Here is a 14,655-nt window from a genome sequence, read left to right on the forward strand (position 1 = left end):
CGGGATCGACGCAGGGCCGGTCCCGCTCGCTGATTCGAGGAGTGGACATGATCGGTCGGGACAATGCGGGTGGATTCGGCAGGCGGCAGTTGCTGCGAGGCGCGGCGGTCGCGGGCGCGGCTCTGGCGACGAGCGGCACCTGGGCCACGGCGGCAGCGCGGACGAATCCGGGCCGCCGCCAGGTCGGCCCGGGACGGGCGGTGGCGGTGTTCGGTGGTGGGGTCTCCGGGTTGACCGCGGCGCACGAACTGGCCGAACGCGGCTACGCGGTCACGGTGTACGAGCCGACCGCGCTGGGCGGGAAGGCGCGCAGTATGAGCGTGCCCGGCACCGGGGCGGGCGGTCGCGCCGATCTGCCGGGCGAACACGGCTTCCGCTTCTTCCCGGGTTGCTACCAGCACGTGCCGGACACGATGGCTCGAATTCCGTTCCCGGGCAACGCGAACGGTGTGGCCGGAAATCTGATCCGGGTGGAATCGACGGTGGCCGGATTTCCGGATCTGCCGCCGGTGACGGTGCCGACCGAGATCGCGGGGCTGCGCGAGCTGAACCCCGAGCGCATCCGCAACTCGCTCGTCGCCGGATTCGGCTTCGTGCCGCAGCTGCCGCCGCAGGAGCTGGCGTTCTTCGGCGATCGGATGATGATGTGGTTCACCAGCTCCCCCGAACGCCGCTTCGGCGAATGGGAGTACCGATCATGGGTGGACGCGGTCGGGGCGAACGGGAAGTCGCAGGCCTATCGGGACTATCTGGCGCGGGCGCTGACCCGGATCACGGTGGCGGCCAAGTCGGAGACCAGCTCCGCGCGCACCATCGGAACCATCGGAGAGGCATTGGTTTTCGCGGGCGCCGGCATCGCGCCGCAGTATCGCGGTGGGGTGGACCGGATCCTGAACGGCCCCACCAACGAGGCATGGATCGATCCGTGGGTGGCGCATCTGTCCGGACAGGGAGTCCGGTTCGTCGCCGGCGCGGGACTGACGAGCCTGCGCCTGTCCGGTGACCGGATCAGCGGTGCGAACGTGGGCGGACGTCCGGTGCAGGCGGATTGGTACGTGTGCGCGATGCCTGCCGACCGCGCGGCCACGATCCTCGACGACGACATTCTGGCCGCGGACCCAGCACTGGCCGGGATGCGGGAGCTGGTGCTGGACTGGATGGTCGGGGTGCAGTTCTATCTGCGCCGGCCCACCGGCGTGCCGGAAGGACATATCGCGGCACTCGGCTCGCCGTGGGCGATCACCGCACTGCGGCAGGCGCCCATGTGGCGCGGCGATTTCGCGGCCCGCTACGGCGACGGGACGGTGGTGGAATGCCTGTCCGTGGACGTGTCGGACTGGGACTCGCCCGGCATCCTGTTCGGCAAACCGGCCAAGCAGTGCTCGAAAGACGAAGTGGTGCAGGAAGTCTGGGCACAGCTGAAACGCTGGCTCAACACCGGCACCGGCTGGTTGCGCGACGACGACCTGCACTCGTGGTTCGTCGATCCCGGCGTGCATTTCGAGGAGGGTGGCAACCGCAACGACACCCCGCTGCTGGTGAACACCGTCGGCTCGTGGGACCACCGGCCGGAGGCGCATTCGGCGATCGGCAACGTGTTCTTCTGCGGCGACCACGTGCGGACCGGTATCGACCTGGCGACCATGGAGGGTGCGTGCCAGGCGGGACGCAAGGCGGCCAACGCGGTGCTCGACGCGGCCGGTGACGCGGCGCCGCGGGCGGCGGTGTTCCCGATGTACGCGCCGCCCGAGCTCGAACCGTTCAAACGCATCGACGCCGACCGCTATCGGGCCGGGCTGCCGCATCTACTCGATATGTGAACGGCTGCGCAGGAATTCGGCGGTCGCCGGGCTCGCGGGCAGGAACGACTCGATCGCGAGTTCGGCGACCGTGACATTCATCGGACTGCCGAAGATGGTCATGGTGCTGATGAAATCCAGGTCGATATCCCCGCGTTCGGCGTCGTGGTGGCGCAGCCGCAGCGGGACGACGGCCTGATCCGGTTCGGGCAGGCCGGGATCGTCGCGGCCACCGGGATATTCGAGCAATTCGGCGCGCAGCGCGGCCAGATCGGCCGAGCCGGTGGCCTCGATCTGGCGATCGACGCGTTCGAACAGATGTCCGCGCCACTGCGCGAGATTCAGGATGCGCGGCGCCAGACCCTCGGGGTGCAGGCTCAGCCGCAGCGCGTTGACCGGCGGAGTCAGCAGATCGGCGCGAACGCCGTCGAGGAACAGGGCGACACCGGAATTGGCGTCGACCATATTCCACTGCGCGTCCACGGCCAATGCCGGATACGGCTCGTAGCCGGTGAGGATCTGCCGCATCGCGGTGCGGACGGGGGCCATGGTGGGAGTATCCAATCCGGGTTCGGCGTAGACCGGGGCGTAACCGGCGGCCAGCAACATCCGATTGCGTTCGCGCAGTGGGATGTCGAGCTCCTCGCTGAGGTGCAGGATCAGCTGGCGGCTCGGCGTGGACCGGCCGGTTTCGACGAAGCTGAGGTGACGGGTCGAGGTTTCGGCGCGCCCGGCCAGTTCCAGCTGGCTGAGGCGGCGGGTGCGACGCCAGTGGCGCAGCAGATCCCCGGCAGTATGGGTCGGCACCTGCTCGATCGTATGCGGCACGGGTGGGCGTGACGATTACCTCGCGGGTCATGATCGCTGTCCGGATGCCCGGTGCGCGGCTCACGGTTAGGGTGGATTGCGTGTCGTTGGTGCAGGCTGGACTGGACCGGCTGCCCGAACGCTGGCGCGCACTGTTGCTCGCCCATCGGGAGCTGATGAAATTCGCCGTCGTCGGCGCGATCACCTGGTTCGTGGACACCGGAGTGGTGTACGCGCTCAAGCTGACCGTATTGCCGGACAAGCCGCTGACCGCGCGCGCGTTCGGCGTGCTGATCGCGACGATCGCCTCCTACATCCTGAACCGGGAATGGTCGTTCAACACCCGCGGCGGGCGCCAGCGCAGTCACGAGGCGGCGCTGTTCTTCGCCGTCAGCGCGCTCGCCGTCGGCGTGACCGTCATTCCGCAGGCGGTCGCGCTGTACGTCTTCGATATCCGGGTGCCGCACGTGAGCGCGTTCACCCAGGCGGTCTCCAACTTCATCACCGGCCAGATTCTCGGTGTCCTGCTGGCGATGGCCTTCCGATTCTGGGCGTTGCGGCGATTCGTCTTCCCCCAGGATCTGCGCGAGGCCGAACTGGAGATCCTCTGACCGCCGCAACCGCGAGGCGCCGAAACCGCAGGTGGTGACGGGCATCACGGCCGGCACGGACAGGTGGACCTGGCGGCCCGGCCCGCCGGCGAGCCCCGATACCATGGTCTCGTGCGAGCAACGGCCGACCCTTCCACGCAGCTGCGTGGTGGATGCGTCGGCGCCGCCGCGGGCACGGTGAGTATCGCCGCCCACGCCCTCGGTGGTGGCGCGGTGGCACCCGGCTCCACGGCGATCATGATGCTGATCGCCGCCAGCACCGCGATCGGCTGCCTCGCCGCACACACCCGCACCGGATTGTTCCGGCTGATGGGCCTGCTCGCGGTCGGCCAGGCGATCGGCCATCTGGCGCTGTCGACGTCCCCGCACTGCCATGAGGTTCTGATCACCGCGCCCATGCTGATGGCGCACATCGCGGCGACAGTGGTCGGGGCGGTCCTCGTCCGCGGCGCGGAAACCACACTGCGACGCGCCGTTTCGCTGATTCGCCGCGTGGTCGGCGCGGTCGCGCACAACCTCGGCATCTCCGGCGCTCCGGTCGTCGTCTCGGTACCGCATACGGTGACCGCGCCGCGGCGGCTCGTGCTGGCCTCCGGCACCGGGCGGCGCGGGCCGCCGAGGCTCACCGGTTCGTTCGCTGCCTTGCACCGCGTACCCGCGTGGGCGTGATTTACCGGCACATCGGTGGACGCGTCCACTGGCGTGCCGCAGTGCGGCCGGACCACGGATGACGACCAACGGCTGAGCCACCCGATGTACGGATAGCTCTCGAGAGCGTCACATCGGATCGCACAGCACGCGCTAGCCGCGCCCGTGAGGCAATGTCCGTGAGCCAGTGACGGCACACTGCCGAGCGGCAGCCGGCAATCGGCAATCGGCAATCGGCAATCGGCAATCGGCAATCGGCAATCGGCAATCGGCAATCGGCAATCGGCAATCGAGGCTGCGGCTAACCCGAATCGACCGTTATCGCACGACACCTGGACGGCTACCGACGCTTTTCCGAAGCGGTCGCTCGAGCTGTCGGCGTATCAGTCGACGTCGGCGCCTGCATGCTCGGTCACGGGTCATCGCATCGCTGTGGCGGTCGGCCGTGACCGCTGATCGCACGCGGGGCTGTTCTGTCGGTCGTCGTCGGTTTCCGACGACGACCTGGTCGATCGGATACGCCGGACGGGCTTGCGGGTGGCTGATTCGCGTGTGACCGCCGAGGTCGCATCGCTCGCCGCTGGGCACGCAGCAACGAACGAACACCGGTGGCGGTATAGGCCGCGCACTCACCCCTACGCCGCGCAACGCGTGGTTCGACGGTGTGACGAGCGCCCGGGCGCGGTGAGAATCCGCAACGACGTGCCGCCTGCTCGATGAAACCCCTTCTCATGCAATGGAGTTCACCAATGTCCTCTCTCCCACACACCGGGCGTTCCCCCCTCCCCTCGAGCGACCGCGGCCCTCGCCGTGCGGCATCCACTCAGGCCCGGCACCACAGTGCGACACGGCCGTCCCGCCACACGGCAGGTTCCACCCGCCGGCGTCGGTCGGCGGGCCTGCTGATCACCGCCGCGGCCTCGATCCCACTGCTGCTGGCCGGCTGTTCGTCCGGCAACACATCCACCGCCGCAGACGCCGATTCGGTCACCGTGGGTGATCAGTGGATCAAGGCCGCCAACGCGGGGATGTCGGCGGCGTTCGCGAATTTCACCAACACCGGCGACCACGAGATCCGCATCGTCGATGCGACCAGCCCGGCGTCGGCGCGCGTGGAGATTCACGAGGTGGTCCAGTCGAACGGCGCGTCCATGATGCGTCCCAAGGCCGGCGGGCTGGCGATTCCCGCCCACGGCAGCGCGAAACTGGCGCCGGGTGGCGACCATCTGATGTTCATCGACCTGAAGGCCCCGCTGCGCACCGGAACGCAGACGCCGATCACGGTGAAGTTCGCCGACGGCACCAGCATCACGTTCACGGCTCAGGTGCGGGACTTCGCGGGCAACCAGGAGAATTACGCACCGACTACGGCCGCCCACGGTGGCTGAGCGGCTGTCGCGGCGCCGGTTGCTCGGCGGCAGTGCTGCCGCGGCGGGTGCGGCGGGGGTCGCGGGGCTCACCCTCGGCGCCGAACGCTGGACCCGCCATACCGAGACCGCCGATCCGGGCACCGCACGCGAACCGTTCTACGGACCGCACCAGGGCGGGGTCGCGACCGCGCCGCAGCAGCACGCGGCGTTCGTGGCCTTCGATCTGCGGCCCGGCACCGCCCGCGCCGACCTCGTGGGATTGCTGCGCATCTGGTCCGGGGACGCGGCGCGGCTCGCGGCCGGTGAGCCGACGCTGGCCGATACCGAGCCGGAGCTGGCTCACCGGCCGGCGCGGTTGACCGTGACCATCGGATTCGGCCCGCGGCTGTTCACCGTGGCGGGACTGGAATCCGCGCGGCCGCACTGGCTCACGCAACTGCCCGGCTTCACCATCGACCGGCTCGACTCCGCATTCTGTGACGGGGATCTGCTGCTGCAGGTCTGCGCGGACGAGGCGACGACGGTGGCGCATGCGGTGCGGGCGCTCTCGCGCAGCGTGACCTCGCTGGTGACCGTGCGCTGGACCCAGCGCGGATTCCGCAACGCCGCTGCCGGGCAGACGATGCGCAACCTGATGGGTCAGGTCGACGGCACGGTCAACATCGCCCCCGGGGCCGATTTCGATCGGCTCGTGTGGGACGACGGCGCGACCCTGCCGTGGCTGCGGGGTGGAACGTCGATGGTGCTGCGCCGGATCGCGATGAATCTGGACACCTGGGACGAACTCGACCCCGAGGGGCGAGAACTGACCGTGGGCCGGCGCATCGCGAGCGGGGCGCCGTTGACCGGAACCCGGGAAAGCGACAATCCGGATTTCGCGGCCGTGGACGCCCACGGCATCCCGGTCATTCCGCCCTCGGCGCATATAGCACGGGCGCATCACACCAGCGACGGCGAGCGTTTCCTGCGCCGCGGCTACAACTACGACGATGCCCCCGCACCCGGGACCACCTCGAATTCAGGGCTGTTGTTCGCCGCCTACCAGCGCGATATCGCGGCGCAGTATCTGCCGGTGCAGCGTCGTCTCGCCGAATTCGACGCCCTCAACACCTGGACCAGTCCCGTCGGGTCCGCGGTGTTCGTGATTCCACCGGGAATCACCGACGCGCAGGGCTATATCGGCCAGACCCTGCTGGAGGGCTGAACCGGCCACCGCAGGCACTCGATGCGGTTCGGCAGCCGGTGCCGAACCGCATCGGATGTCAGTGCCACAGCACGGCCACGAACACGTTGGCGATGGCCAGCAGTCCGGCGGCGTCGACCATCCAGGCAATGGTCTTGCCACGCTTGGCATCCGCGTGCGCGATCTCGGCCAGCCCGGCCACGGCGACCGCGATGACCAGTTTCACCACGATCTTGGCCATGTCGAGATTCTTGTCGAGCGAATCGATGCCGTCGGCCATGCCGACCAGAATCAGACCCGTGACGATCTGCGCCCGCGCACCCCAGAGCATCACCTGCGACACCGCCGGCCGGCCGGCGGCGTATCCGCCGATCACCGCGGCGAGTCCGAGCAGGTGGGTGACGACCACCAGGTTGTAGACCACTGTCATGGCTCACAGCGTAGATCATCGGCGCCGATTCAACGACACGGCGTAGTAGGGCTTACATCCCCGCCGGGACCCGGATATCCGCACCGCCGCAGGCATTCTCGCGGGCTCGCTCTGCACGGTGCCGTTGTCCTGCCGTGCGCAGGCACGGCTCCGCCCCGCGCCGATCCTCGGACGCGGGGCGGAACGGGGAGAATTATTCGACGATCAGCAGGCTGCCGCGCGGCACCATGGTGATGCCGGCGGGGTCGACCTTGCCGATCACCGGTCCGGTGCATCCCCGCCCGGCGTGGACCTCGATCACCTTGTCGGTGCTGTTGCCGACGGTGAGCTGGTAGGCGTGCGGTTCGATGCAACCGGTCGGGTTGTTGTAGATCTGCCCGTTGACGGTGACAGTGCCCTGCGCGGCCTGCGCGGCACCGGCGCCGAGCACTGCGAACGCGCCCGCCGCCGCGACGGCGGTGATGAGTCCAGCGGTGCGAATCATGAAATCCTCCAGTTTGTTTCGGCCCGACCGTCGCTCAGGTTACCGGTTCCGCCGCCCCCGGCTACAGCACCGACGCGGACCCGGCGGAAATACGCGCGTTTCACGCCGGATCGCGTCGGGTAGTCATCCTCAGGTGGCTCTCTTCGGTCGTGCCGCGGCAACGGCGCGGAATCGAGTGGGTCGGGACTGCTGGGTCGCTTGGTGATGGCTAGGAGAAGAGGGTGGCGGTTGTACTCGTGCTGCGCGCACGTGGACTGGGTGATCTTCTCACCGCGGTCCCCGCTCTTCGCGCGCTACGCCGGGCGAGGCCGCGCGATCACATCGTGCTGGCCGCACCGCACCGGCTCAAACCCATCGTCGACCTGATCACCTCGGTCGACGAGATGGTCGCCGCCGCCGACCCGCACACCATGCGGTGGGACGGCGCGGCCCCCGCCCTGGCGGTCAATCTGCAGGGCCCCGGCGCCGACGGCATCGTCGAACTCTCCCGCACCGAACCCGCCCGGCTGCTCAGCTACCGCAATGCCGCCTTTCCCGATCTCGACGGCCCCGAATGGCAAGCGGATATGCACGACATCGACCGCTGGTGTCATCTGCTGGAATCGGCCGGAATCAACGCCGACCGCCGCAATCTCGGCTTGGTGCCGCCGGTGGCCACCACCAGTCACCGCGACTGCGTGGTCGTGCACGTGGGCGCCGGAGCGCCCGCCCGCCGCTGGCCCGGTGAACGATTCGCCGCGGTGATCCGGCATCTGCTCGTACAGGGTCGCGAGGTCGTGGTGACCGGCGACGAATTCGAACGCGACCTCGCCCTCGGCATCGCCGCACGCGCGGGGCTGTCGCACGACCAGGTACTGGCCGGGCAGCAGAACCTCATCGAACTGGCGGCCACCGTCGCCGAGGCGGCGCTGGTGGTGTGTGGCGATACCGGTGTCGCACATCTGGCGACGGCATTCGGCACCCGTACCGTCGCGCTGTTCGGCCCCACCGCCCCCGGCCGCAGCGGGCCGCCGCCGCATCTGTCCGGCCGCCACATCGCGCTGTGGGCGGGCCACACCGGCGAGCGCGACGGCGACACCCCCGATCCAGGTCTGCTGCAGATCACCGTTCCGGACGTCGTGGAGGCCGTCGACACGCAACTGGACCGCCGCCGGTGGGCCGAGGCCGACCGGCGCGGAACCGCCTATCGCCGCGTCGGCTGAGCGCCCCGCCGCGGCGGCGGGCAGCGTGGCAATCGACACGAACCGCCGGGCCGGACACGTTCGGGCAGTATCGTGTGCCGATGATCACCGTCCGAACGAAAATCTGCGGTATCCGTAGCGAGTCCGATCTCCGGGCCGTCGTCGCCGCTGATGCGGACGCGGCCGGATTCATTTCGGGCACGACGCATTTCAGCGAAGACGAGCTCGACCCGGAATCGGCCCACCGGTTGTCACGGCTGGTGCCCTCCTCGATGGAGCGCGTACTGGTCACCCATCTCACCGACGCGGGCGAGGTGTTGCGCCTCGCCGACCGGATCGGCGTCGACTGCATTCAGCTGCACGGCCTGATCTCCCACGACACCGCGCGCGCGGTCCGGCGTGGTGCGGGCCGGCGGCGGGTGATCCGCGCGGTCCACGTCACCGGCCCGGAGGCGGTCGCCGCCGCCGAGCGCGCTGCCCCCGATTGCGATGGGCTCGTGCTGGATTCGCGCTCCACCGACCGGCTGGGCGGCACCGGGCGCACCCACGACTGGTCGATCAGCGCTCGCATCGTCGAACTGTTGGACGACTCGGCATTTCCGGTGATGCTCGCCGGTGGACTCAACCCGCACAACGTCACGGCCGCGATCGACGCCGTGCGGCCGGCCTGGGTCGATGTCAACTCCGGCGTCGACGACGGCCGGGGCGACAAGGACCCCGCGACCTGTACCGAATTCGTCAGGGCGGCACGCGATGTCGCGGCGCCGATCGCTGCTCTAGCCCGGCCGCGATCAGAATGAGCAACCCCGCCGCGGCGGTCGCCGCGGTGGGCAGGCTCCGGGTGGCCACCGCTCCCACCAGCGTGGCCACGACGGCCTCGTTGAGCCCGATGACGCTGGCCGTGGCCGCGCTCAATCGCCGCAGCGCCAGCCAGTAGAGCGCGAATCCGGGTCCGAGGAGGGTGGCGCCGATCGCGGCCAGCTCGGCCGCCACCCGCCCGGACGGTGGATCGAGCACCAGCAGCGGGCTGCTCGCGATGCCGCCGAGCAGCAACTGCAACGCCGCCGAGGTGGCCGTGTGGTCCGGTCCCGAGTGCCGGGCGACCACACTGACCAGCATCGCCACGCAGGCCGCACTGCCCAGCGCCAGGGCGCATCCGGTCAGGGCGGCGATCTGCGCGTCGCCGCCCGGGTGCCGCCAGGCGACCAGCCAGATCGCCGCCCCGACCAGCAGCAGTTCGACCAGTACCGGCAGCGTGGGCGCCCGCCGCCCGCGGACCAGTGCGGCGGCGATGATGAGGACCGGCGCGGTCAGGTGCAGGGCGACCACCACCGGCAACGGCCCCATCCGCAGCGCCGCCACGTACAGCGCCAGATTGGCGGCCTCGAGCCCGCCCAGCCGGAAGTACAGCGCCGGATGGGCGGTCAGCGTCGTCCACGGGTGCTGCCCGCGCAGCCGCGCCCACACCAGCAGCGGCACCGCGCCACCGAGGGCCACCAGGCCCGCGGTGGTGGGAGCGGCCAGCGTTGCCAGCAGGGCACTGGAGGTACCCCACAGACAGGTCACCGCGACCATGAGGACCAGCGGCCCGTTCATCGGCTCAGGCGAGCAGATAGGTGACCACCGGCATGACCAACGCGGTGAACGCGGCGAAGACCGCGCTCGCCACGTGCCGCTTGGGTAGTCGCGGAAAGCGCGTCGCCAGACCGCAATACGTACCCACCGCGACGAGTGCCGTTCCCCAGACCACCAGCGCGCGGCTGCCGACCGTGCCGAATACGGTGTCGAAACCCACCGCCAGCGCGAACACCGTCGCACCGGCGGAGGCCGCCAGCACCAGCAACGCCTGTCCGGCAGTCGAATTCATCAACATGCGATGACGGCCCAGCGTGGCGATCGCCTGCGGGTCGGTGCGATGGGCGCCGTCGACCCGGCAGATCTCGTCGTACACCTTGGCCGGATTCACCCGCTCGTTGATCGCCGGACGCACCTGCAACAGCGCCTCCAGCGCCTGCGTGGTGGCATAGGAGGTGACCGGTCCCTCGTCGGAGATGCGGAATCCACCCCGGTAGATGGCCAGTGCGTCCATCTCCTGCATATCCAGCAGCGCGACGATCGCCGCCCGCACGGCCGGGTCGAAGATGGTGCGGCTGTCGGCCGCGATCACGGCCCCGACCGCCAGGTGCAAGGTGAGGTGACGCCAGGTGTCGACGAGATCGTCACGGCGGAAGATCTCGGTCTCGATATCGCACTCACCGCGGCGCAGTCCGGTCAGCAGGCGCTTGACCGCCAGCTCGCACGCGCGCTCGGCGCGCTTGTCACCGATCCGGACGATCTCCGGCCGGGCGAGCACGGCCGCGATGTGCGCCGCCGCGTACATCGGCAACGTCCGGGGCTCCTGATACATCGACGACACCAGATAGGCGATGCCACGCGAGATGGCCTGGTGGCGTTCACCGTCGAAGGCCCCGCCGCCGATCAGCGCCTCGACCGCGGCAGCGGTCGCGGTAATCGACACCGGGCCAAGGAAACCCGACATCCGCCAGCCGCCCGTTTCGGAGTCCTGCTGGTCCAGCAGATTTCGCACGGCACCGGCCAGTCCGGGGTCGGACTCCTCGATCTCGAGGCAGCGCAGGGCCCGGATCCGCCACGCGACGTCGATCGGCGTGCGGAAGTACCATTCGTCGCCGATCGGCCGTTGCACGACCGTTGCCCGCACCAGCATGGCGACCTTTGCGGCGCGCGGGATTTCGCACCCGGCCCGATGCAGGATGCAGACCACCTCGGCGGTGTTCTGCGGATTGGGCGGCACATCGGGGATCCAGCCCCACCCCGCACCCCCGTCGAGATGCGGTAACTGACTGCCGCGCAGCCATTCCACTGCCATCCGGATTCGCTCGTCGATGTTCGACATGGCCCTCCGCCCCCTTGATACGAAGCCCCGTAGATTTTCGTTGAGGCTGATAACCGCCAAGTTACTCGGATGGTCCGACAAGCCGCGCCGCCATTCGGCGCCCGAATTGCCTGGTAGCGAACATATTTCGGTTCCATCTCGAGCCCCGCCGCCGGCGGTTTCCGCGAGGTTTTTCACCAACGGCCAAGGCCGCGAGCAGGTTTCGCGGGACGGCGATGCGGGTGTTCACCGTCCCGGAGGGGCCCGTTATCTCGGGGCAGTCGACCCGTTGCCGGAACGCTTCCGGCCCGACTTCGAATTGCAACCCACGACGCGCCGGTACCCTGCGCTACCGACCCGCGCTGCGCAAATCCCGTGACAGAGATCGCCTTCCGCCGACGGCGAACCGGTACCGGAGTATGAGTGCCGAACAGTACGGCCGGGGGACGCGCGACGGGTAGCAGCGCCCGCACACTTCGCGTCATGACCACGATCAGCTCCCCCGCCCGACGATGGCACCGGCCGTTGTTGTGGACCGCGGCGGCGATGGCGGCACTCGCGCTGTGCTGTCTGTGCGCCGCGCCGTTCGACGACCGCCGCATCCTCGGTGAGTCGGTATGGCTCAAACCCGGCAAGTTCGGCATCGCGTTCTGCCTGTACACGCTGACCCTCGCGTGGCTGCTGTCGGTGCCGCACCGCGGTGCCCGCGTGACCTGGTGGGCGGGAACCGTTTTCGCCCTCACCGGCGTCGTGGACGTGGGTTTCATCGTGGTGCAGGCGGCACGCGGCACCTTCAGCCACTTCGACACCGAAACCGATGCGGTCAATTCGATCGGCCAGATGGTGTTCGCCTCCGGCGTACCGGGCCTGTTCGTCGCGAATCTCGTCGTCGCGGTGATCCTGTGCCGGCAGCGCGTCCTGGACCGTCCCACGAGCCGGGCCGTGCACGCCGGGCTCGCCATCGCCGTCGCCGGGATGGCGCTCGGATATCTGATGGGCTTCACCGGCGAGCAGACGGCGCGTGACGCCCACGGCCGTCCGGTGCGGCTGGCCGCCGGCCACACGGTGACCGATACCGCCCTGCCCGTGCGCGACGGCGTGGGCGATATGCCGATCACGCACTGGAGCACGATCGGCGGCGATCTGCGGATCCCGCATTTCGCCGGGCTGCACGGCATCCAATTCCTGCTCGCGGCGGTCGCGATCACGGCCTGGCTCGCGCGGCGGCGGCCTTGGCTGGACGAACGGGTGCGCGCCCGGTTGATCGGTGTCGTGGGCCTCGGCTACGCCGGGCTGGTAGCGCTGCTGTTGTGGCAGGCGCTGCGAGCGCAGCCGTTGATCCACCCTGACCGCGCCACCGTGCTCGCATTCCTCGCACTGAGTGTGGTGACACTGGGCGCGGGCGCGGCCGTCGTGCGGCACGCTCAGCGCAGCCGCTCGGCGTCCTTGGCGAGTTCGACCAGATCGGCGGTCAACGCGGCCAGCTCCGACGGGCCGGCGCCCTCGGCGACGGCGGTGGCGACATCCTCGGCCGCGCAGCGGGCGGCAAACCAGCGGTCGGCGAGATCGGCGGCCTCCTGAGCGCTCAGCACCACCGAATCCTCCGGAATGCCGGTGCCCTCCAGACCCTTGCGATGTTCGTAGGCGCGCTGGCGACAGGATTGCCGGCAGTATCGGCGGCGACGGCCGATTTCGGAATCGGCGATTTCCCGACCGCACCACAGACACGAAGACAGCACACGGCGCGACATGACCCGACACCTTAGCGGTCCGCCCGGCACTCGCGCCCGGGCCACGCCGCAACCGGCGAATCGCCGCTACCGCCCGGGCCGGTCTCGGCCGGGCCCGGCCGAGACCGTAAAATACACCGGTTGACCGTCGCGGGAACCGATCGGGCCGCCGGCGCGTTGATATTCAAGTAGAACGTTGCCGACAGGCCAGAGAGGACCGCACACCATGGCAGATCGCGTACTCCGAGGTAGCCGGCTCGGAGCGGTGAGCTACGAGACGGACCGCGACCACGACCTGGCACCACGTCGAGTGGCGCGGTACCGGACCGACAACGGCGAGGAGTTCGACGTCCCGTTCGCCGACGACGCCGAAATCCCGCCGACCTGGCTGTGCCGTAACGGCCAGGAGGGCATCCTGATCGAGGGCACCACCCAGGAACCCAAGAAGGTCAAGCCCCCGCGCACCCACTGGGACATGCTGCTGGAACGCCGCTCCAAGGAGGAGCTCGAGGAACTGCTGCAGGAGCGCCTCGAACTGCTCAAGACCCGGCGCGGCCGGTAGATCGAGTACAGCGAAAGTCCCCTCGCACCGGTCGGTGCGAGGGGACTTTCGCGTATCGGGACCGTCAGTGACTGGCCACCTTGCGGTACTGCAGCAACGCCAGCGGCACCGCGACGGCCAGAATCGCCACCGAACAGGCCACCGCGTATTCCACGCAGTGGTCGACCGGCCAGCCGTGCGGGGCGGCGAAGGTCGGCGGTGAGCTGTTGGCGAACAGTTTCCGCCCGGACGCCGAGACCGCGGTGATCGGATTCCACTCCGCGATCGAGCGCAGCGGGCCGGGCAGCGTTTCGGCGGAGATGAAGGCCGAGGAGATGAACGTGACCGGGAACAGCCAGATCAGTCCCGCGCTCTGCGCGACCTCGACATTCGGCGCGATCAGCCCGGTCAGCGCGCCCACCCACGACATCGCGAACGCGAACAGCAGAATGATCGCGAACCCCAGCGCCGCATCGGCCACCGACCCGTTGATCCGCCATCCGACCAGATAGCCGCAGGCCACCATGACGGCCAGCGCCACCACGTTGACCATCGTGTCGGACAGGGTGCGGCCCATCAGCACCGCCATCCGCGACATCGGGAGCGTGCGCATCCGGTCGATGATGCCCTTCTGCAGGTCGTTGGCCAGGCCCACCGTCGTGAACGCCGCGTTGAACGCGACCGTCTGGGTGAAGATGCCGGCCAGCAGGAATTCGCGATAGTGGCCGCCGCCCAGCGACGCCCCGAAGATGTAGGCGAACAGGAAGACGAACATCAACGGCTGGACCGTGGCGGTCACCAGCAGGGTCGGCACCCGCAGGATGGTCAGCAGGTTGCGGTAGGCGATGATCGCGCTGTCGCGGAACACCCGCACCGGCGCCGCGATGGTATGGACGTCGCTGTCGGTATCGGGCCGCGTCACCGCCGCGTCGGTCTGTGTGGGCTCTGCCGCCGTCTCCGATTCGGCGACCGCCGCTT

Annotated in this window: 15 protein-coding genes; 8 read left to right on the forward strand and 7 right to left on the reverse strand. The window is 69.4% G+C overall.

Features of this window, described 5'->3' with window-relative positions; genetic code table 11:
- Window positions 1-47: 47 nt before the first annotated feature.
- Window positions 48-1,820 carry an FAD-dependent oxidoreductase gene (locus IG65_RS0122895; protein WP_030517005.1) on the forward strand — a complete coding sequence of 591 codons (1,773 nt, stop codon included), beginning with the start codon at window positions 48-50 and terminating at the stop codon, window positions 1,818-1,820.
- Here the strand turns inward: IG65_RS0122895 and IG65_RS0122900 are convergent.
- Window positions 1,806-2,606 carry a helix-turn-helix domain-containing protein gene (locus IG65_RS0122900; RefSeq protein ID WP_030517006.1) on the reverse strand — a complete coding sequence of 267 codons (801 nt, stop codon included), beginning with the start codon at window positions 2,604-2,606 and terminating at the stop codon, window positions 1,806-1,808. The genes IG65_RS0122895 and IG65_RS0122900 overlap by 15 nt on opposite strands.
- A gap of 101 nt (window positions 2,607-2,707) precedes the next feature.
- Here IG65_RS0122900 and IG65_RS0122905 point away from each other — a divergent pair, with 101 nt between their 5' ends.
- The 4 genes from IG65_RS0122905 (at window position 2,708) to IG65_RS0122920 (ending at window position 6,439) form a co-directional block, all read left to right on the forward strand.
- A complete protein-coding gene (locus tag IG65_RS0122905; protein ID WP_030517007.1) occupies window positions 2,708-3,217 on the forward strand; it encodes a GtrA family protein in 510 nt (169 codons plus the stop codon).
- Between the two features lie 111 nt (window positions 3,218-3,328).
- On the forward strand, window positions 3,329-3,886 hold the full coding sequence (locus IG65_RS0122910; protein ID WP_063833726.1) for a hypothetical protein: 558 nt from the start codon (window positions 3,329-3,331) through the stop codon (window positions 3,884-3,886).
- 878 nt (window positions 3,887-4,764) lie between these two features.
- Window positions 4,765-5,253, forward strand: coding sequence for a copper chaperone PCu(A)C (locus tag IG65_RS0122915; protein ID WP_030517009.1), 489 nt, complete (start codon window positions 4,765-4,767; stop codon window positions 5,251-5,253).
- Window positions 5,246-6,439, forward strand: a complete 1,194-nt coding sequence (locus IG65_RS0122920) for a Dyp-type peroxidase (protein ID WP_030517010.1) — start codon at window positions 5,246-5,248, stop codon at window positions 6,437-6,439. Before IG65_RS0122915 ends, IG65_RS0122920 begins: the two co-directional genes overlap by 8 nt.
- A 58-nt stretch (window positions 6,440-6,497) precedes the next feature.
- Here the strand turns inward: IG65_RS0122920 and IG65_RS0122925 are convergent, their stop codons facing one another.
- Together IG65_RS0122925 and IG65_RS0122930 are read right to left on the reverse strand one after the other, a co-directional pair.
- The gene (locus tag IG65_RS0122925; RefSeq protein WP_030517011.1) at window positions 6,498-6,848 is read right to left on the reverse strand and encodes a hypothetical protein; all 351 of its coding nucleotides are present in this window, start codon (window positions 6,846-6,848) and stop codon (window positions 6,498-6,500) included.
- A gap of 193 nt (window positions 6,849-7,041) precedes the next feature.
- The gene (locus tag IG65_RS0122930; RefSeq protein ID WP_030517012.1) at window positions 7,042-7,332 is read right to left on the reverse strand and encodes a hypothetical protein; all 291 of its coding nucleotides are present in this window, start codon (window positions 7,330-7,332) and stop codon (window positions 7,042-7,044) included.
- A gap of 221 nt (window positions 7,333-7,553) precedes the next feature.
- Between IG65_RS0122930 and IG65_RS0122935 the strand changes: the two genes are divergently transcribed.
- Window positions 7,554-8,534, forward strand: a complete 981-nt coding sequence (locus tag IG65_RS0122935; protein WP_030517013.1) for a glycosyltransferase family 9 protein — start codon at window positions 7,554-7,556, stop codon at window positions 8,532-8,534.
- An 80-nt stretch (window positions 8,535-8,614) separates the two neighbouring features.
- Window positions 8,615-9,313, forward strand: coding sequence for a phosphoribosylanthranilate isomerase (locus tag IG65_RS0122940; RefSeq protein WP_036525461.1), 699 nt, complete (start codon window positions 8,615-8,617; stop codon window positions 9,311-9,313).
- On the opposite strand, the gene IG65_RS0122945 is transcribed toward IG65_RS0122940, so the two are convergent.
- The 3 genes from IG65_RS0122945 to IG65_RS39240 form a co-directional block, all read right to left on the reverse strand.
- The gene (locus IG65_RS0122945) at window positions 9,252-10,109 is read right to left on the reverse strand and encodes a DMT family transporter (protein ID WP_030517015.1); all 858 of its coding nucleotides are present in this window, start codon (window positions 10,107-10,109) and stop codon (window positions 9,252-9,254) included. The two genes, IG65_RS0122940 and IG65_RS0122945, sit on opposite strands and share 62 nt — an antisense overlap.
- Before the next feature lie 4 nt (window positions 10,110-10,113).
- Entirely contained in the window at window positions 10,114-11,427 is a 1,314-nt protein-coding gene (locus tag IG65_RS0122950; RefSeq protein ID WP_030517016.1) for a hypothetical protein, read from the reverse strand.
- A gap of 1,403 nt (window positions 11,428-12,830) precedes the next feature.
- The gene (locus tag IG65_RS39240) at window positions 12,831-13,157 is read right to left on the reverse strand and encodes a hypothetical protein (RefSeq protein WP_081879687.1); all 327 of its coding nucleotides are present in this window, start codon (window positions 13,155-13,157) and stop codon (window positions 12,831-12,833) included.
- Between the two features lie 205 nt (window positions 13,158-13,362).
- Between IG65_RS39240 and IG65_RS0122960 the strand changes: the two genes are divergently transcribed.
- Window positions 13,363-13,698, forward strand: a complete 336-nt coding sequence (locus IG65_RS0122960) for an RNA polymerase-binding protein RbpA (protein ID WP_030517018.1) — start codon at window positions 13,363-13,365, stop codon at window positions 13,696-13,698.
- Between the two features lie 64 nt (window positions 13,699-13,762).
- Here IG65_RS0122960 and IG65_RS0122965 read toward each other — a convergent pair whose 3' ends face one another.
- Window positions 13,763-14,545: an ABC transporter permease gene (locus IG65_RS0122965; protein WP_030517019.1), complete on the reverse strand. Its 783-nt coding sequence runs from the start codon at window positions 14,543-14,545 to the stop codon at window positions 13,763-13,765.
- Between the last annotated feature and the right edge of the window lie 110 nt (window positions 14,546-14,655).

It is taken from the genome of Nocardia sp. NRRL WC-3656, assembly GCF_000720265.1.
Classification (GTDB): Bacteria; Actinomycetota; Actinomycetes; order Mycobacteriales; family Mycobacteriaceae; genus Nocardia; species Nocardia nova.